10 protein-coding genes are annotated in these 17,416 nt (G+C 60.4%); 1 reads left to right on the forward strand and 9 read right to left on the reverse strand.

The features are described from left to right. Positions 1 to 143 precede the first annotated feature (143 nt). The 9 genes from HKK55_RS10460 to HKK55_RS10500 all read right to left on the reverse strand — a co-directional run bounded on the left by HKK55_RS10460 (position 144) and on the right by HKK55_RS10500 (position 16,203). Positions 144 to 3,254, reverse strand: a complete 3,111-nt coding sequence (locus HKK55_RS10460; RefSeq protein WP_169354590.1) for an autotransporter domain-containing protein — start codon at positions 3,252 to 3,254, stop codon at positions 144 to 146. Between the two features lie 190 nt (positions 3,255 to 3,444). After that, the gene (locus HKK55_RS10465; RefSeq protein ID WP_169354591.1) at positions 3,445 to 6,402 is read right to left on the reverse strand and encodes an autotransporter serine protease; all 2,958 of its coding nucleotides are present in this window, start codon (positions 6,400 to 6,402) and stop codon (positions 3,445 to 3,447) included. A 244-nt stretch (positions 6,403 to 6,646) separates the two neighbouring features. After that, positions 6,647 to 7,990: a TolC family outer membrane protein gene (locus HKK55_RS10470; protein WP_169354592.1), complete on the reverse strand. Its 1,344-nt coding sequence runs from the start codon at positions 7,988 to 7,990 to the stop codon at positions 6,647 to 6,649. Positions 7,991 to 7,992: 2 nt separating this feature from the next. Next, positions 7,993 to 9,327 carry an HlyD family type I secretion periplasmic adaptor subunit gene (locus HKK55_RS10475; RefSeq protein WP_169354593.1) on the reverse strand — a complete coding sequence of 445 codons (1,335 nt, stop codon included), beginning with the start codon at positions 9,325 to 9,327 and terminating at the stop codon, positions 7,993 to 7,995. Further along, a complete protein-coding gene (locus HKK55_RS10480; RefSeq protein ID WP_169354594.1) occupies positions 9,324 to 11,078 on the reverse strand; it encodes a type I secretion system permease/ATPase in 1,755 nt (584 codons plus the stop codon). The genes HKK55_RS10475 and HKK55_RS10480 overlap by 4 nt, the downstream gene beginning before the upstream one ends. A 203-nt stretch (positions 11,079 to 11,281) precedes the next feature. Beyond that, positions 11,282 to 11,650, reverse strand: coding sequence for a protease inhibitor Inh/omp19 family protein (locus HKK55_RS10485; protein ID WP_169354595.1), 369 nt, complete (start codon positions 11,648 to 11,650; stop codon positions 11,282 to 11,284). A 97-nt stretch (positions 11,651 to 11,747) separates the two neighbouring features. After that, a complete protein-coding gene (locus HKK55_RS10490; protein ID WP_169354596.1) occupies positions 11,748 to 13,196 on the reverse strand; it encodes a serralysin family metalloprotease in 1,449 nt (482 codons plus the stop codon). Between the two features lie 526 nt (positions 13,197 to 13,722). Then, positions 13,723 to 14,829 (reverse strand): P1 family peptidase, encoded by a 1,107-nt coding sequence (locus HKK55_RS10495; RefSeq protein WP_169354597.1) that lies wholly within the window; start codon positions 14,827 to 14,829, stop codon positions 13,723 to 13,725. Positions 14,830 to 14,838: 9 nt separating this feature from the next. Beyond that, positions 14,839 to 16,203, reverse strand: coding sequence for an APC family permease (locus HKK55_RS10500; RefSeq protein WP_169354598.1), 1,365 nt, complete (start codon positions 16,201 to 16,203; stop codon positions 14,839 to 14,841). A gap of 198 nt (positions 16,204 to 16,401) precedes the next feature. On the opposite strand from HKK55_RS10500, the gene HKK55_RS10505 reads away from it, so the two are divergent. Further along, positions 16,402 to 17,196, forward strand: a complete 795-nt coding sequence (locus tag HKK55_RS10505) for a helix-turn-helix transcriptional regulator (RefSeq protein WP_169354599.1) — start codon at positions 16,402 to 16,404, stop codon at positions 17,194 to 17,196. Positions 17,197 to 17,416: the final 220 nt, after the last annotated feature.

A 17,416-nucleotide genomic window follows, 5' to 3' on the forward strand; every position in this document is an offset into this window, starting at 1 on the left:
TCTACTGTTGGAAAATACCCGGGCTGTGAAGATCAAATGTGGGAGCCGTCGAGCCCCAGCGAGGCCGCGATGGCGTCGTCACGGCCAGACTGCTTTTTCGCAGCCTCGCCGGGGCTCGACAGCTCCTACAGGTCAAGGATGGATCAGAATGCCCAATCCAGACTCAACCCCACCCCGTGGATTTTCTCCCTGCTGGCCAGCAGGCCGTTGTAATCAAAGTTCACCCGTGCATCTTTGGTCAGCGCCAGGCTGACTCGAGCCCCTACCAATGCCGCATCACGCACCATCGGCGAACTCTCGACCGAGAACGCCGTGCTGTTTGATGCAAAGGCCAGGTGCCGCTCGGAGTCGGTGCCACTCAGGTTGTGCTGCCAACCCAACGTGCCAGACACCTCAAGTTGCTGGTGATCGTTCACGTTGAAGGTTTTCAGCGCCCGCATACCGAGGGTGCTCAACACTACGTCACGGCTGTCATCCCCACCCTTGAGCGCGGCAGCATCACCCTTCTCGGTGAAACCATCCATGTCCAGGTGCACGTAAGCCAGGTTGGCGAACGGCTCCAGGGCCAGCGGTTGCAGGTTCAGGCGATAGGCCGCTTCGGTGAACACTTGAGTGGTGTGGGCATCGACCTTGGCTTTCTGCTTGCCGGACACTTCGCCGTATTGCAGTTCGCGCTTCACATCGGCACGGTGCCAGCTATAAGTCGCACCACCGGTCAGGCGCAACGCGCCGATTTCATGCCCGGCATAGGCGCCGAGGTGGTAGCTGTCCACCGAAGCACGGGAGTGCGTGCCGTCGCCCATGTTCAGCGACGTGTCGCTGTAACCGCCCACCAGACCGATTCGGGTGTTGTCATCCAACGCGCCGTCCACACCTGCCAGCATGCCGCCGATGGACGTGGTGTAGCCCGCCGTCTCACTGCCGCTGTTGGTCTTGCCCCAGGCACCCAGGGCCTTGACCCAGACGTTGCCACGGGTGTCGATGGTTTGGGTGGAGGTGCCCATTTCACCTTGCTGCAAGCGTTCACCCACGGCTTCGCGCAGGTAGCGGCTGTCATTGATCAACGCGGTTTCCAGGGCTGGGTAGATCTCCCCGGTCAACTGTTGGAAGGCCCCTTGCGCCGACGCCGCGTTCGGCGCTGACAGCAGGCTTTCATAAACACCATTGCCGGCACCCAATTGCTCGGCGGCAGCAGCCACCGAGCGCTGGTTGTCGGTGGCCGCGACGCTGGCGAAGCTGTTGCCATTGCGGCCTACGTTCAACTGCACACCGTTGGCGGCGTAATTCAGCGTGCCACCCAGAAACAGGTAGTTAGGCAACACCGAACCGAAGCTGCCCGTAACGCCGCCAGCGGCCTGGAGAATGTTGTATTGGCGACCGATCAAGCTCTGGGCTTCAGTCTGGCTGAGCAAAGTCGGGCTGTTTTCCAGGGCCAAAGTCACCGTACCGCCGTTGAGGGTAGCCTTGCCGCCCGCGACGATGCGATCACTGCTGGTGGATGACAGCTCCACGGCATAAGTCGAGCCTGCATCGAAGCTCACATCCCCGGCCACGTTCAAGGTACCGATGGAGTTGCCTGGTGCCACGGTGCCGCCGCTTTTGGCTGCCAGCGAGCCGATACGACCGGAGCCACCGACCACACCGCTGTTGCTGACAGTGACGTCAGAGGTGACCGAGCCATTGATCGCCAGCAAACCTTGTTTGACCAGGGTCGGACCGCTGTAGGTGTTGGCGCCGGTCAGCACCAGGGCACCAATCCCTTGCTTGGTCAGCCCGCCGTGACCGGAGATATTGTTGCTCCATACGTCCAGGCCGCAATGCACGTCATTGCACACTCGCTGGGTTGGTTTGCCGGCGTCCACCACGGCGCCAATCCCTGGCAAGTCCGCAACAAACTGGCCGCTGCCATAGCCGCCATCGATACGGAACTCGGCCGGAATATCCTCGGCGGTGATAAACATGCCTGGGCCGTTTACCGCTTTGCCCAGGTTGATCATGCCCCAGCCGTACAGCGAATCGATGCCGGGGGCACCGAGGTCAGTAGCCGTGGTTTTCAGGATCGTGGAGATCTGGTCGCCGCTCATGTACGGGAACCGCTCCATCAACACCGCTGCGGCACCGGCCACATGAGGTGCCGCCATGGAGGTGCCATTTTTGTTTTCCCACTCCTGCTTCATGTTCTCTAACGTCGTGCCGTTGAACACCGAGCTGTAGATTTTTGTACCGGGCGCCGAGACACAGAAGCTGGCGGCATAACCGCAACGCGAGGAGAAGGTGCTGATCACATAGGGGTCGCTGCTGGCGGTGTCGGGGTTCTGTTGCAAGGCCGCCACCGATAGCCAGTTAGGTGCGATGTCCGGCACAAAATACGCCAGGCCCGACATGGCATCCGGGTTGTTGCGGTTGTAGTCGTTGCCGGCGGCGAAGATGGTCAGCACACCACTGCGGGCTGTGTCGATGGCGCCTTGGTAAGCCCCGCCGGCAATGGTGCCAAGGATCGGCCGGATATTATTGAACTGTGCCTGGGCCTCATTGACCGTGAAGTTGGGGAAGGCTGGATCCCGACCGCCCTTGGCGTACTGATCACCGATACCGATGCCCCAACTGTTGTTGACGATCCGCGCACCGCTAGCCACCAGGGCATCCCAGCCCGCTTTGTATACCGCACCGTCGTTACCGAGGATGATCCCGTCTTCCGGGCCCGGGTCACCGTTTTCGGCACTGATGATCTGCGCGTTGAACGCTACGCCATGCATCGGGCCACCGTCACGGTTACCCGCCGCGATACCACCGACGTGAGTGCCGTGGTTGCCCAGCTTGCCATTGGAACCCAGGGACGGCGTGCCGTCATAACGGAAAGCATCGCCGGCCTTCACCGGGATATACGGGTCGGTGTATTGGCGGATGCCTTCGGTGACAATCGTCACCACCTTGTTGGGGCTGTTGAACTCCGGATGTGGGGCATACACCGGCTGGTCGAAGATCCCCAGCTTGACGCCCTTGCCGGTGTAGCCGGCGGCATAGGCCGTATCCGCATGCACCGCGCCCAGGCCCCAGTCGGCCTTGAATTCATTGCTGCGCCAACTGGCGGCGTCGCCCAATTTTCCGGTTTCAACGTAGGGTGCGGCCTGGGCGGTACCCAGGCTTGCCAGGCAACACAGCAGCGCGCCGTATGGCACGCAGCTCAAGGCCTTGAGCGGGTAGCCCGGGCCTGTTGACGGGGCGGTGTGTAACCCTCGGTTTTTTACGTTCACGGTGACCTTCCTTAGTTTTTTATTGCATTTGTGGTGAATCACTTCTCTTTCGAACACTGGCGGCCAAATGTGGGAGCGGGCTTGCTCGCGAAGGCGGTGGATCAGTATCAGATGTGCTACCTGTTACACCGCTTTCGCGAGCAAGCCCGCTCCCACACAAGCCCTCCCACATTTGATCTGTGGCTCAGGTTCAGAACTGCCAGTTCAGGCTCAAGCCCACGCCCTGATTCTTCTCCCGGCCACCCAATTGGCCGTTGTAATCCAGGTTGACCCGTGTGGTTTTGCTCAACGCCAGGCTAGCCTGCACGCCCACCAAGGCGGCATCGCGCAGCAATGGCGAACTTTCAACCGCGAACGACGGACCACCGGCAACAAACGCCAGGTGCTCTTCGGACTCGACGGCACTCAAGCTGTGCTGCCAGCCCAACGAACCGGATACGTCCAATTGTTGATGGTTATTGAGGTTGAAGGTTTTCAGGGCACGCAGGCCCAGGGTGCTCAGTACCGCGTCGCGGCGATCGCTACCGCGCTCAAGGGCGGCGGCATCACCTTTTTCATGGAAGCTGTCGCTGTCCAGGTGCACATACGCCAGGTTGGCGAAGGGTTCCAGGGCCAGGGCTTGCAGGTTCAAGCGGTAGGCGGCCTCGGTGAAGAGTTGGGCGCTACGGGCATCCAACTTGGTCTTCTGCTTGCCGCTGACTTCGCCGTACTGCAAGTCCCGTTTGACGTCGCCGCGATGCCAGCTGTAAGCACCACCGACACTCAAGCGCCAGTTGCCCAACTCATGCCCGGCGTAAGCGCCGAGGTGATAGCTGTCGATGGACGCCGACGAATGCGTGCCGCTGCCCATACTCAAGGAGCTGTCGCTGTAGCCTGCCACCAGGCCGATGCGCGTCTGTTCGTCCAGCGCACCGTCGACACCCGCGAGCATGCCGCCGATGGAGCTGGTGTAGCCGGCAGTTTCGCTGCGGCTGTCGGTCTTGCCCCAGGCGCCCAGGGCCTTGACCCAGACGTTGCTCTCACCCGTTACCGGCGTATGGCGCAGGCGCTCGCCCACCGCATCCCGCAAGTGACGGCTGTCATTGATCAGCACCGCGCCGATCGCCGGGTAGATTTCCCCGGACAACTGCTGGAAGCCCTGCTGCGCCGACGCTACCGAATCCGAACGCAGCACGCTTTCATACACCGGGTTGCCCGCGCCCAATTGCTCGGCAGCTGCGGCCACGTTGCGCTGATTGCGAGTCGCGCCGACGCTGGCGAAACTGGCGCCGTTGCGGCCGATGTCCAGTTGCACGGCGTTGGCGGCGTAGTTGAGGGTGCCGCCGAGGAACAGGTAGTTGGGCAGTACCGCACCAAACTGCCCTTGTATCCCGCCTGCGGCCTGGAGGATGTTGTATTGCCGGCCGATCAGGCTTTGGGCTTCGGTCTGGCTGAGCAAGGTCGGGCTGTTCTCCAGCGCCAGGGTCACGGTGCCGCCGCCCAGTACGGCCTTGCCGTCGGCGACAATGCGGTCGCTGCTGGTTGGCGTCAGTTCCACCGCATAGGTGGAACCCGCCGCGAGGTTGACGTCACCCGCTACCTGCAAGGTGCCCACCGAGTTGCCCGGTGCCACGGTGCCGCCGCTGTTGGCGGTCAGCGATGCGATGCGGCCGGAGCCGCCCAGGGTGCCGCTGTCGTTGACCGTAACGGCCGAAGTCAGCGAGCCGTTTACCGCCAGCAATCCACCGTTGACCGTGGTGGCGCCGCGATAAGTGTTGTCGCCGGTAAGCACCAGCGTTCCCGCGCCCGACTTGATCAGGCTACCCTGATAAATACGCTGGGCGGCAGCGGCGTCCCGTGCGCTACCGACGGCGTAATCGGTCTTGTCCTGCTGACTGGCGTTGGCTCCGACGCCATTTTCCCAACCCTTGTCTTTCAAGGTCTGCTGCCAGGCCGCGTGTTCGGCGCTGTCTTCGGGTTGACGCTGAATCAGCGCCTTGTCGGAGATTGCGTTGCTCCACACATCGCCCTGCCCGGCCGCCAGGGTGTAATCCGTTGGCCCCAGCAGTTGCCCAGGCCCATGCATCGCCCGGCCCAAGTCCGGCACGCCCCAGCCGACCTTGGTGTTCGGCGCATCAGTGATTGATCCATCCAGCTGTGTGGCGGTAGTCAGCAGCACCTGCAACGCCTGCTCGTTGTTCATGTACGGGTAGCGCTCCATCACCAGCGCCAAGGCGCCAGTGGCATGGGGCGCCGACATTGAGGTGCCGGATTTAACCCCATAACCGCCATCCGGAACGGTGCTGTTGATCAGCGCGCCCGGCGTGGAAATGCACCAATACTTGGCGATGCCGCACTGGTTGTATTTCTGGTTATTGGCCTTGTCCAGGCCCGATACCGCCAGCCAATGGCCTTCCAGCTCCGGTTGGAAATACGGCAGTGCCGAGCGCACGCTGGCATTCGCGTAGCCGCTGTTGCCGGCGCTGAACACGTTGATCACGCCAGCCTTGGCCACGTCGGCGGCGGAATCCAGCCAGGTGCCCTGGTTGTAGTGCTGGGCATAAGCGGCATGCAGGTCGCCCAATGTCTGGTAGCTGACGTCCTTGGGCTGGCTGCCCCAACTGTTGTTGATCGCACGCACGCCCGAATCTACCAGCGCGCTGTACACCGCTTTGAAGTACTTGGGGTCCGGGGTCGGACCAAACAGAAAGCTGTCGTTGGCGTTGGTATTACCGACGTAGATCTGTGCGTTGTACGCCACGCCGTGCATGCCGACGCCGTCACGGGCCGCGCCCATGGTGCCGGTGACGTGGGTGCCGTGGGAGTCGTTGTTGGGGTTGAGTGCGCCGGTGGTGCTGAACGGGCTGCCATTGACGTAAGTGCCCGTGGCGGTGACGGCGTGATAACGGTCCTTCGACGCTTCAGGATGGTTGGGGTCGAAGCCCGAGTCCAGGGCGCCGATCTTCACCCCGCTGCCGGTGATGCCGGCAGCGTAGGCTTCATTAGCCTTCATACGATCCAGGCCCCAATCGCTCTGGAATTCGGCGGAGCGCCAACTGGCGGGGTTGCCCAACTGACCGGTCTCGGCGTACTGCGCGTTTGCCGCAACGGACAACAGCAGCAAGGAACCGGCGGTCAAAGGTTTAAAACGACGTGGTTGGATGATCATGAAAAGTCCTTGTTTTCTTATTGTTAAAACACGCTGTGGTGCTGAATTTGTTCTGTGGCGAGCGGGCTTTTGTGGCGAGCGGGCTTGCCCGCGTTGGGCTGCGTAGCAGCCCCAACAAACTCGCATCCATACATCAGACAAAACGCGGTCTCAGGTTTCAGGGCCGCTGCGCGCCCCAACGCGGGCAAGCCCGCCCGCCACAAAAGCCCACTCAGCACAAAAAAACTCCATCACAGGCATCCCGTTACTTGCCTGCCATCGGCCCAAACGCCTCATCCACCTTGGCCAAATCGGTGTCCCGCAGGTTGCCGGCGTAGTAATGCAATTTGGTCCAGGCCATCAGGTAGTCGTAACGGGCCTGGGCCAGGTCGCGACGGGTGCTGTACAGCTGCTGCTCGGCGTTGAGGGCATCGAGGTTGACCCGCTCGCCGCCAAGGATGCTTTGCTTGGTCGAGATCACCAGGGCCTCGGCCGACACCAGGGCTTTTTGATAGGCCCGCAGCTTGCTCACCCCCGACAAACAGGCGCTGAACTGGCGGCGCAGTTCGATCAGGGTTTCCCGGGTCTTGCCTTCCAGTTCGTACTCGGCTTGCTCCATGGCACGACTGGCCTGGCGGGTCGAGGCCGATACGCCGCCACCGGCATAGATCGGCACGCTGACCTCCACGCCGATGGTGTTGGTGTTGTAGCGCTGGTTGTAGGTGTTACCCGTGTCCGACTCCTGCCGCCGGGAGGTGGCGTAAGCCGTCACCCGTGGCAAGTGTCCGGCGCGGTTGCGTTCCACTTCGAAGCGCGCCACTTCCAGGGACTGGCGCTGGGACGCCAGCGTCGGGTTGTTGGTGAGTGCCAGCTCATGCCAGGTGTCGTAGTTGGCCGGAGTCAGGGTGAAGGTGGAGAAACCTGCGTTGAGCGGTGCAAGGTCAGTGATATTGACGCTGGGCATGCCAATCAGCGCGCCCAATTCGCGCAGCGAGGCGTCCTGCTCATCCAGTGCCTGGATTTCCTCGGCGGTCGCCAGCTCATAACGCGACTCAGCTTCGAGGATATCGGTGCGGGTGCCCTCGCCCTGCTTGAACAGGTGTTCGTTCTGTTGGAACTGCTGCTCGAAGGCCTTCTTCTTGGCCCGCGCAATATCGATCTGGTCCTGGGCAAACAAGGCCTGGGTGTAATAGCTCAGTACTCGCACCAGCAGCGCCTGACTCTTGTCGCGAAAGCTTTCATCCGCGTACAGCGCCTGGGCCACGCCCTTGCGGTAGTTGGCATAGGCTTCGTAGTCAAACAGCGGCTGTTGCAGGCTGAAGGTGGAGCCGAAGCTTGTGTAGTTGCGATCATCGCGAGACGTCCCACCCGTGCGGGAGTCCGGCAAGTGAGCCTCGGAGTCGTTGCGCCCCTTGTTGTAGTTGTAGGACAGCCGTGGCAACAGTCCGGCGCGGCCAATGATGCGGTTTTCCAGGCCGGCATCGCGCTCCTTGATGGCGCCGAGAAATACCGGATCGTTACGCAAGGCCTGCTCATAGACATCAAACGGGCCCATGGCCGCCTGGACAGTACCGCACACCAGGAACAGGGAAATGAACACTGACTTCATGCTCATTCCTCAGTCAACGCGGAGCCGGCGCGATCCAGCAGCGGCTTGAACAGGTAATTGAGCAGCGAGCGCTCACCGGTGCGTACAAACATCTCCGCCGGCATCCCTGGCTTGATCACCAGGCCGTGGAGTTTTTCCAGGGCACCGTCGCTGACGGTGGTACGCAACACGTAGTACGGCGCGCCGGTCTTCTCGTCGAGCATCTGGTCGGCGGAAATCAGGCTGACTTCCCCCGGCACCCGTGGCGTACGGCTCTGGTTGAACGCGGTGAACAGGATGTCTACCGGCAAGTGAGTGCCGACCTTGTCCACCAGGTGCACCGGCAGATGGCCTTCCACCTCCAGGCGCGTGCCCTGAGGCACGATCTCCAGCAGGGTTTCACCGGCGCGCACCACGGCGCCTTCGGTGTGCACCCCAAGGTTGACCGCGATGCCGTCAGCCGGGGCGTTGATTTCACTGTGCTGCAAGTCAAACCCGGCGGACGTCAGTTGCTGCTCCAGGGTCAGGCTGCGCAGTTGCGCATCCGCCAGTTGGCTGCGCACCTCCTTTTGATATTCCTCGACGTGCTGTTGCTGCTTGAGTTTCGATTCGAGGATGCCCTGCTCCACTCGCCCGCTTTCCCCGGTGTTCTGCGCCAGGTCCTGTTGCACCTGGGACAGTTGCCGCTGGTATTCCATCAAGCGGTTGCGCGGGATATAGCCGTTGTCGGCCAGGGGTTGCAGGTTGGCTAACTGGTCGCGCAGGGACTGGGCTTGAGCGGTGAGGTCAGTGCGTGCACGGCGCATGCCGTTGAGTTGCGCCGTAGCACCTTCGATACTGGCGCGGATCCCCGCCTGTTCCCGGGCAAAGGCTTCGCGGCGGCTGCTGAACAGTTGGCGTTGACCTTCCAGCACCAGGGCCAGGGCCGGGTCAGGACTGCCGCTCAGTTCGGCGGGAAAGGTGATGCTGGAACGGTTGTCACGCTCGCTCTGCCAGCGAGCGACGCTGGCCCAGGCCATGCGGTACTGGGCTTGCAGCGATTGCACATCGGCCTGGCTTTGCGTCTGGTCGAGGCGAAACAGCGGCTGGCCTTGTTTCACCACCTCCCCTTCACGCACCAGAATCCGGCTGACCACGCCAGGGCTCAGGGTTTGCACTGCTTTGCGTTTACCGGAAACCACCACCGTGCCTTGCACCGGAATACCTTGATCCAGCGGCGCCAGGCTGGCCCAGAGAAAGAAGCCACCGGCGCCGACCACCGTCAGGATCCATCCCATGCGGGCAAAGAACCGTGCGTCGCGCTCAGGGTGCGTCTGCTCATAGTCGTGGTTGATTTGAATGCTGTTGTCGATGCTCATGCGCCTGGGTTCCTTCCGGCTTGATACTGACGGCTGAGGCTGACCCCGGCCTTTTCACGCGGCGCTTCTTGTTGCTGACCGGACAATGCGCGTAACACCTCCTGGCTTGGGCCGAACGCCTGCAAGCGCCCTTCGTTGAGCACCAGCAACTTGTCGGCCTGGGCCAGGGCCGAGGAACGGTGAGTGACCAGGATCACGCTGCTGCCTTGGGCCTTCATCTGCACGATGGCACTGGCCAAGGCGGCTTCGCCGACGGTGTCGAGGTTGGAATTGGGCTCATCGAGCACGATCAACCGAGGGTTGCCGTATAAGGCCCGGGCCAGGGCCACCCGTTGTTTCTGCCCACCCGACAGGCCGCTGCCGTCGTCACCCAGTACGGTGTCGTAGCCATGGGGCAAGCGCAGGATCAGTTCGTGCACGCCGGCTTGCTCGGCAGCCTGCACCACCAGTTGGGGATCAGCCTCGCGAAAGCGCGCGATGTTGTCGGCGATGCTGCCGCTGAACAGTTCGATGTCTTGCGGCAGGTAGCCGATATGCGGGCCGAGGTCGTCACGGTCCCAACGGTGAATGTCCGCACCGTCCAGGCGCACGGTGCCCGCCAGGGTCGGCCAGACGCCCACCAACACGCGGGCCAGAGTCGATTTGCCAGAGCCGGAAGCGCCGAGCACGCCCAGTACCTCCCCAGCCGCCAGGCCGAAGCTGACTTGATGCAAGGTCGCCATCCGGCGCCCCGGAGGCCCGGCCGTGACTTGCTCGAAACTCACCTGCCCCTTGGGCGCCGGCAAGGCCATCTGCTCGCCTTCCGGTGGAAACTCCTGCAACAGGCCATCCAGGCGTTGGTAGGCCAGCTTGGCCGAGCTCCATTGCTTCCACACGGCAATCAATTGATCGATAGGGCTCAACACCCGGCCCATCAGAATGGAACCGGCGATCATCATCCCGGCGGTCATGTCGCCCTTGATCACCAGCAGCGCGCCCAACCCAAGTACCAGCGATTGCAGGCACAGCCGTAATGACTTGCTCAGGGAACTGATGATCGAACCAGTGTCGCTGGCCTTGTTCTGCAACCCCAGAAACCGTGAGTGCACCTGGAACCAGCGTTTGCGCAACGCGCCGAGCATGCCCATGGCCTGGATGGTTTCAGCGTTGTGCAGATGACTGGTCGCCAATTGTGTCGACTGTTGGGAGTAGCCGCTGGCTTCCCCCAACGGTTTTTTGGTCAGGTATTCGTTGAGGCACGCCAGGGCAATCAGCAGTACCGCACCCGCAGTGGCCAGCACCCCGAGCCAGACGTTGAACAGGAAGATCACAAACAGGTAGATCGGGAACCATGGTGCGTCAAAGAAGGCAAACAACGCAGGCCCGGTGATGAATTGGCGAATGTGGGTCAAGTCCCCCAGGGATTGCCCGGCGTGCCCCTCGCCCCGCTTCAGGTTGCGTTCGAACGCAGCCTTGTATACCCGCAGGTTGAAGCGGCGCTCCAACTGGCTGCCGATACGGATCACGATAAAACTACGGATCACTTCCAGCACACCGATAAAGGCGAAGAAGCCCACCACCATCAGCGTCAGCATGACCAGGGTGGTTTCGTTTTGGGAGGAAAGAACGCGGTCGTAAACTTGCAGCATGTAAATCGAGGGCACCAGCATCAGCACATTGATCAATGCGGTGAAGCAGCCAATGCTGATCAGAATACTTTTGTAATCGCCGAGCGCTTTGAACAGTGGTGCAACGGGAGTGGTCTTCGCCATGTTGCTTAATTTCCCTGAGCTGAAATGCGCACAATAGTTTGCCGGGCGACCCGGTGTGGGGCGGGCAAACTATCAAAACCCTTGTGGGGCGTTAAAAGTGACAGACAAACCAATAGTGGGGTGCTCTACGCACTCTTTTTAATCCATCGAGACGATGGATATTGGTTATAACGATATAACGTGAAACTCATGTAATTGCACAATTAAGGTGCACGCCTTAGTACAACTAGGTTTCCGGATTTAGTCCGACCTTCGTATTCGCCTTCTTTCTCACGGTTCAAGTGAGTAATGCCTGTGCCTTCGGCGTTCATCAACCAGATACCATCGGGTGTAGGCGACCAACTGGTGGGTTTTTCTCCCAGCCAACGGCTGGCGCATTCCACGTCACCGCCCAGGGCGCTGGCGTTTTCAATCAGGTCCAGTGGGCAAACCTGGTTTTGCTGGTGCAACTCCCAGTGTCCCGCCAGCTGTGCGGGGCTGGGTAAAATCAAACTACTTGCCATGGCTGTGGCTCCTGCCGACATAAACAACCCCAGGAAAACCCGGCGGGCTGCGGTGCGATATCTGTTCATGGGCGCTTCCTTTCATGCTCCGGCACCTTCGCCCGTTTGCAGGGTGGATGCAAGGGCAGAGAGCGGCGCGCGCGCACCGCTCTCCTTTACGCCTGAATCAGGCCACGATGTCGCTGACGGCTGCCTGGCCTACGGTAGTGACGAGGAAATCCGCCACGCCATGCCCGGAGAAGTCCACTGCCAGCGTGCCCAGGTTGGTACCTGAGGCATAGCTGAGCACTGCGTCGCCTGCGTGACCGGTGAACGAGTTCACGAAGCTCAGGCCGGCGCCTTTGGTGATACCGGTCAGGTCGATCTTGTCCGAACCCGAGGTGAAGTCCAGGATCTGATCCGCTGCACCCGGCTTGGAATCAGAGCTGGCACCGAACACAAAGGTGTCCGAACCTGCACCGCCCCACAGCTTGTCCGCACCGCCACCACCGAAGATGATGTCGTTACCGGCACCGCCTTTGAGGGTGTTGGCCGCAGCGTTACCGATCAGCAGATCATTGCCGGAACCACCGATGGCGTTTTCTACGGTCACACCCTTGGCAATGGAAACGTTGCCAACCAGGCCACCAACGTCAGAGAGCGAGGTCTCATTGAGGTTGATTTTCTGGTTTTGGGTGAAGCCGGAGAAGTCCAGGGTGTCGTTGCCGCCACCGTCCCATACCGAGAACACCAGTTTGTCGGAGTTCGAGGTGGCGCTGAGGAAATCACGCCCGGTATTGGAGTTGAAGCCGTAGGTGGTGTCGCCCGAACGGGTTGCGTAATTGGCACCATAGAGCTTCTGGATCGCGGCGATGTCATCGATCAGCGGACCCGACGAGTAAGCTTCTACGCCGCCTTTGGTGAAGTTCTGGCTGGTGTTGCTCTCGCTCCAGTAGCTCATGACGCTGTAACCACGTGAATCTTGTCCGTAGTCCGCATCCTTGTAGGATGGGTTGCCAGTCCCGGCGTTGTAGTCGCCGGGGTGGGACAGGCCCAGGGTATGGCCAATTTCGTGGGTCAGTGTCTGACGACCGTAGTTGTTCAGGTCCGGTGTCTTGTTCGGCGTGTAGCTGCTATTGGTCAGGTACCAGGAGGTGCCATCAAGGCCACTCTCGTTGTACTTCTCGTTGGTACCCGGCAGATAGGCAAACGCTGCCGCGCCATCCTGGCCACTGCTGTAGTTGCCGAACGTCATATGGAAGTCACCGCCCGAGGCTTTCTCGGTAAAGGTGACGTTGGCCACATCCGCCCAGGATTGCATGGCCAGCGCGGCCTGTGCTTTCTGCTGGGTGTTGAACTGGCTGAACCCGGAGATACCATGGTTGTTCATGGTCGCCGTGGAAGCCGAGGTCAGGAAGGTGTAGGTAAGATCGATCTTGCCGTTGCCGTCAATGTCCCGGTACGCCGCGTTTTCGCGTAGTAGGTGGTCGGCTGCCTGGTCGACAGAGAACGAGGGTTTGCCATTGACCGTGAGGTTGCCGCCGCGGTCGTACTGATGGCTAAAGCTATCAATTTGCGTATAAGCGCTACTTGCTTGAGCCGCCGATACAATAGCTTTGTCTTTTACTTTTGACATAAACGTACTTCCTTGTTTGCAAGTGGAACAGTTTTTGTCCGATAGCGACCATCTCTGGCGAGATCGTCCTATCACTCGCCTCTTATGAAGGCGGTAGAAAAACTGACACAATTCGAAATCAATCGTCCAGCACTTTTTTCACGACAAAAATGCGCTGGATCAACAACTCCTGCAAACACGGGCAAATGACTCTGAATATTCCTTTGTCTTGAGCCTTCATTGGGCTAAACAGGTGCAAGCCTGTATTTAAATATTAAATACTACTAAAGCTTTAAGTGTTAAGCAGCTCACATTCAGCCGCTAAGTGGATCCAATATATTGTTTGGGTGCACTAAGAAAGTGCCACCGTGTCATTACCAAGATTAAAGAGCCACTACTTTTAATAGTATTGACAGTGTGTCCCCTATTATGGGGACACACTTGCACAGCGTGTAGCCGCTGCCGAGGTACGAGGCTGCGCTGGGTGGCGAAGCGACCCCGAGGGCGCTCCTGCGGACCGCATCGCAGCCTCGTGCCTCGTCAGCGGCTACAGCAGACGCGTACGCCAACCTGTTGTGCGCAACGCTCCGAGCAGTGTCTGCCCATCAAGCCCTGGCACCAAAACACCCTCGTCGGTATCCATGTCCTCCCCGGCGAGGATCGCATTAATGATCGCCTCCTCCACCGCCTCGGCGGCGGCACTGAACAGCGGCGAAATATGATCGTTGTTGACCATCGCCAACGGAGTGCTGAACGGCAAACCCTTGCGCCCATAATCCGCTGGCGGCAAATCCTGGTTGCCGGTGGCGAACGCCAGGAACAGGTCGCCACTGGAGTCCTCGGTGCCACCGCCCGTGCGAGCAATGCCGATGGACGCCCGTTGCGCCAACCGCTGGCACTGATGCGGCAGCAAGGGCGCGTCGGTGGCGAGAATCACCACGATCGAGCCCATGCCCGGCGTGCCGCGCTCGGCAAACGGTGAAGGAATCTCTGTCAAGTGACGCCCCACCGGGTAACCATCCACCCGCAACTCCTGACGCTTGCCATGATTGGCCTGCACCAGCACCCCCACGGTCCAACCGCCCTGCTCCGCCGATAACCGGCGCGACGCCGTGCCGATACCGCCCTTGAATTCATGGCAGATCATCCCGGTACCGCCACCGACTGCGCCCTCCTGTACCGGGCCTGATACAGAGCCGGCCAAGGCTTCGCGAACATGCTCCGGGCCGACGTGCTGACCCCAGATGTCGTTGAGCAAGCCGTCATAGGTTTCCATCACCACCGGCATGCACCAATACACCGCAGGGTCCGCCAGCTTTTCCCGCTCCAGGGCAATCAAGGTGTCACGCACAATGCCGATGCTGTGGGTATTGGTGATCGCCAGTGGCGTGGTCAGCAAGCCCGACTCGCTGATCCATTCCAGGCCAGTGGCGTCGCCGTTGCCATTGAGCACGTGGTAGCCGGCAAAGCACGGTTGTTGCCGGGCCTCACCCGCTCGGGGCTGGATCACCGTCACGCCGGTGCGGACCTGTTTGCCATCGATGCGGGTCTTGAGGGTGCTGTGGCCAACCCGAACGCCTGGGACGTCGGTAATGGCATTCAATTCACCGGGCGTGCCCAGACCCAACGTGATGCCCAATTGACGTGCGCGCATAACCACTCCTTACAGTTTCTGGAACGCCGGACTCAACCGGCCGCTGATGCAATACAAAATCACCGACAGCGCCAACAAGCCGATGATAATCATGATGTCCCGGGCTGAAGCCTCAAGGATCAGGGTAAACAATAGATAGCTGGCTCCCAGTACTGCCAGCAGCGCCGGCAGTGGCCACAGTGGCATACGGTAGGGATGCTCGCGATCACGCAGCAGTACCCGGCTCATCAGCGCGCTCAAGGCCACTATCAAGTACACCAGCATGATCAGCAGCACGCTGAAGGACGTCAGGTCCGCCAGGTTGGAGCTGAAACTGAGCAGCGCCGACGGAATCGCCAGGAACAGCGTCGCCAACCACGGTGAGTCCCAGCGCGGATGAATACGGGTGAACAGTTTATTGATGCTCGGCGTCCACAACGCATCGCGACCACTGCTGAATACCACCCGGCCAATCTGGATGACGATGGCGACAATGGCATTGAAGACCGACAGGAAGATCCCGGCGCTCACCAGCCGTGACAAGGTCTCATTGCCGTGGCTGGTCAACAGGTAACCGATAGGATCGGGGCTGCTGATCATTGCACTGAGGGATGGCGCGCCAATCAGCAGCGCCGTGATCGGTACCAATTCGATCACCACTACTAAACCCAAGGACCACAACACCGCCTTGTGCACGCCCTTGCCGCCACATTTCATGTCTTCGGCCAGCAGCACTGCCGGGCCATAGCCATTGAATGAGAACAGACCGATACCCACTGCGCCAATCACCAGAGCCCATGGCGCAAGGTGCAGCACGCCGTTTTCGACAATTTGCGGTTGGAACAACACGCTGGCCGACTGCACCGGATTGCCGAAACCGATAAACACGATCACCAGCAACGCGGCCACTTCCAACAGCAAGCAGGTGCCAGTAATCCAGGCGTTGAGCTTGATATTGAGAATACCCAGGGCGTAGCTGCAGACCACAATCACCAGGGCCACGGTTTGCGAGTCGAATTTAGTGCCCAGGGCGTTATTGAGATAGGTTGCGGCACCGGTGGCCAGCACCGGCGGGATAAACAGCAACATCACCAGCACCGTGAGGAAGGTTGCGTAGCCGGCCATGCCGCCGAACACACGCTTGGCGTAAACGTATTCACCCCCGGCGCTGTTATGGGCACGGCCCAGTTCGGCGTAACAGAAGGCGAACATCAGCGCGAGCACCGCCGCCATCACGAAAGCCAGGAACACCCCGCTGCCGGCCTGCTGGATGGCAAACGGCGCGATCACGAATACGGAACTGGCCGGGGTCACCGCCGAGACGGTGATGGCGACTACGTCGAATACGCTTAACGTGGGTTTAAGCACGCCGTCTAGCGCGGGGGAAGCACTCATGTCGTTATCCTCGTAGTTATTCTTGGTTTGAGGCAGAAACGAAAAGGGATAGCAGTGCGGGATATGTTTCCCGCTGGCTGTCAGCGAATCTAGACCCTGTGTCTCAAGCAGCCAATTCCCCTATTGGAGTACTCCCCTTGACGGGAACGGGCAAAAGCCGAAACCTTGCGCGATCTTTTCGCCGTCGGAGCACCGTACATGAGCCTGTTCAGGGAAGTCGGCATGCACGCAGGACTGGGCCGAACCGTGTCACAGATTGGTACCGAGCGTTTCTGGAAGCAGTTGATCCTGTTGCTGCACCAATGCCTGCCCTTCGACAATGCCCTGGCGATTTTCTACCCCCTTGAGGGCGCGCCCCAGGCACTGGAGGAATACGACGCCCAACCCAGCAACAAACCCACACCGATGCTGATCTACCTCAATGGGTTGTACTTGATCGATCCGTTTTTCCAGGCCTGTCGGGACGGCTACGCCAGCGGCGTGTACCACCTTGAAGAAGTGGCACCGGATCACTTTCGCCAGAGCGAATACTTCCTCAATTACTTCCACGACAACGTGCTGGAAGACGAGGCGCAGTTCATTCTGCAGTTGCCGGGCAGCGGGACCTTATCCCTGTCCCTGGGCATGCAGAGGATGTTTACCCCTGATGAAACGGGACTGCTGACCACCCTCTGCGCCTGGGTACTGCCGTTGATGCAACAGCATTGGCAACAAAGCACCCAGCGGGCGCCGGCGCCAGACGCCATGGCCAGCCAGATTCGTGATGCGTTGAGTCATTTTGGCAGCGGCGTGCTGTCGGAGCGCGAGCTGGAAATTGCTCGCCTGGTGCTGCGCGGGTTTTCTTCAAAGGCCATGGCCGAACGCCTGAGCATCTCACCGGACACGGTCAAGGTTCATCGCCGGCATCTGTATGCCAAGTTGGATATCTCGTCACAGCCGGAGTTGTTTTCGTTGTTTATCCAATCGTTGGGGCATGATCTGGAGAACCCTTAGCCTCGGCGTCGCATCCTACGCCACGCACCTCGTTCGTAGCAGCTGTCGAGCGCCAGCGAGGCTACGTAGAACACTGACCTGTGGCGAGGGGGCTTGCCCCCGTTGGGCTGCGAAGCGGCCCCAATAGGATCGCTGAGTTTCTTCAGATAGATCGAGATGGCAGGTTTTAGGGCTGCTACGCAGTCCAACGGGGGCAAGCCCCCTCGCCACAGGGTTAATG

It is taken from the genome of Pseudomonas sp. ADAK18, from assembly GCF_012935695.1.
GTDB lineage: Bacteria > Pseudomonadota > Gammaproteobacteria > Pseudomonadales > Pseudomonadaceae > Aquipseudomonas.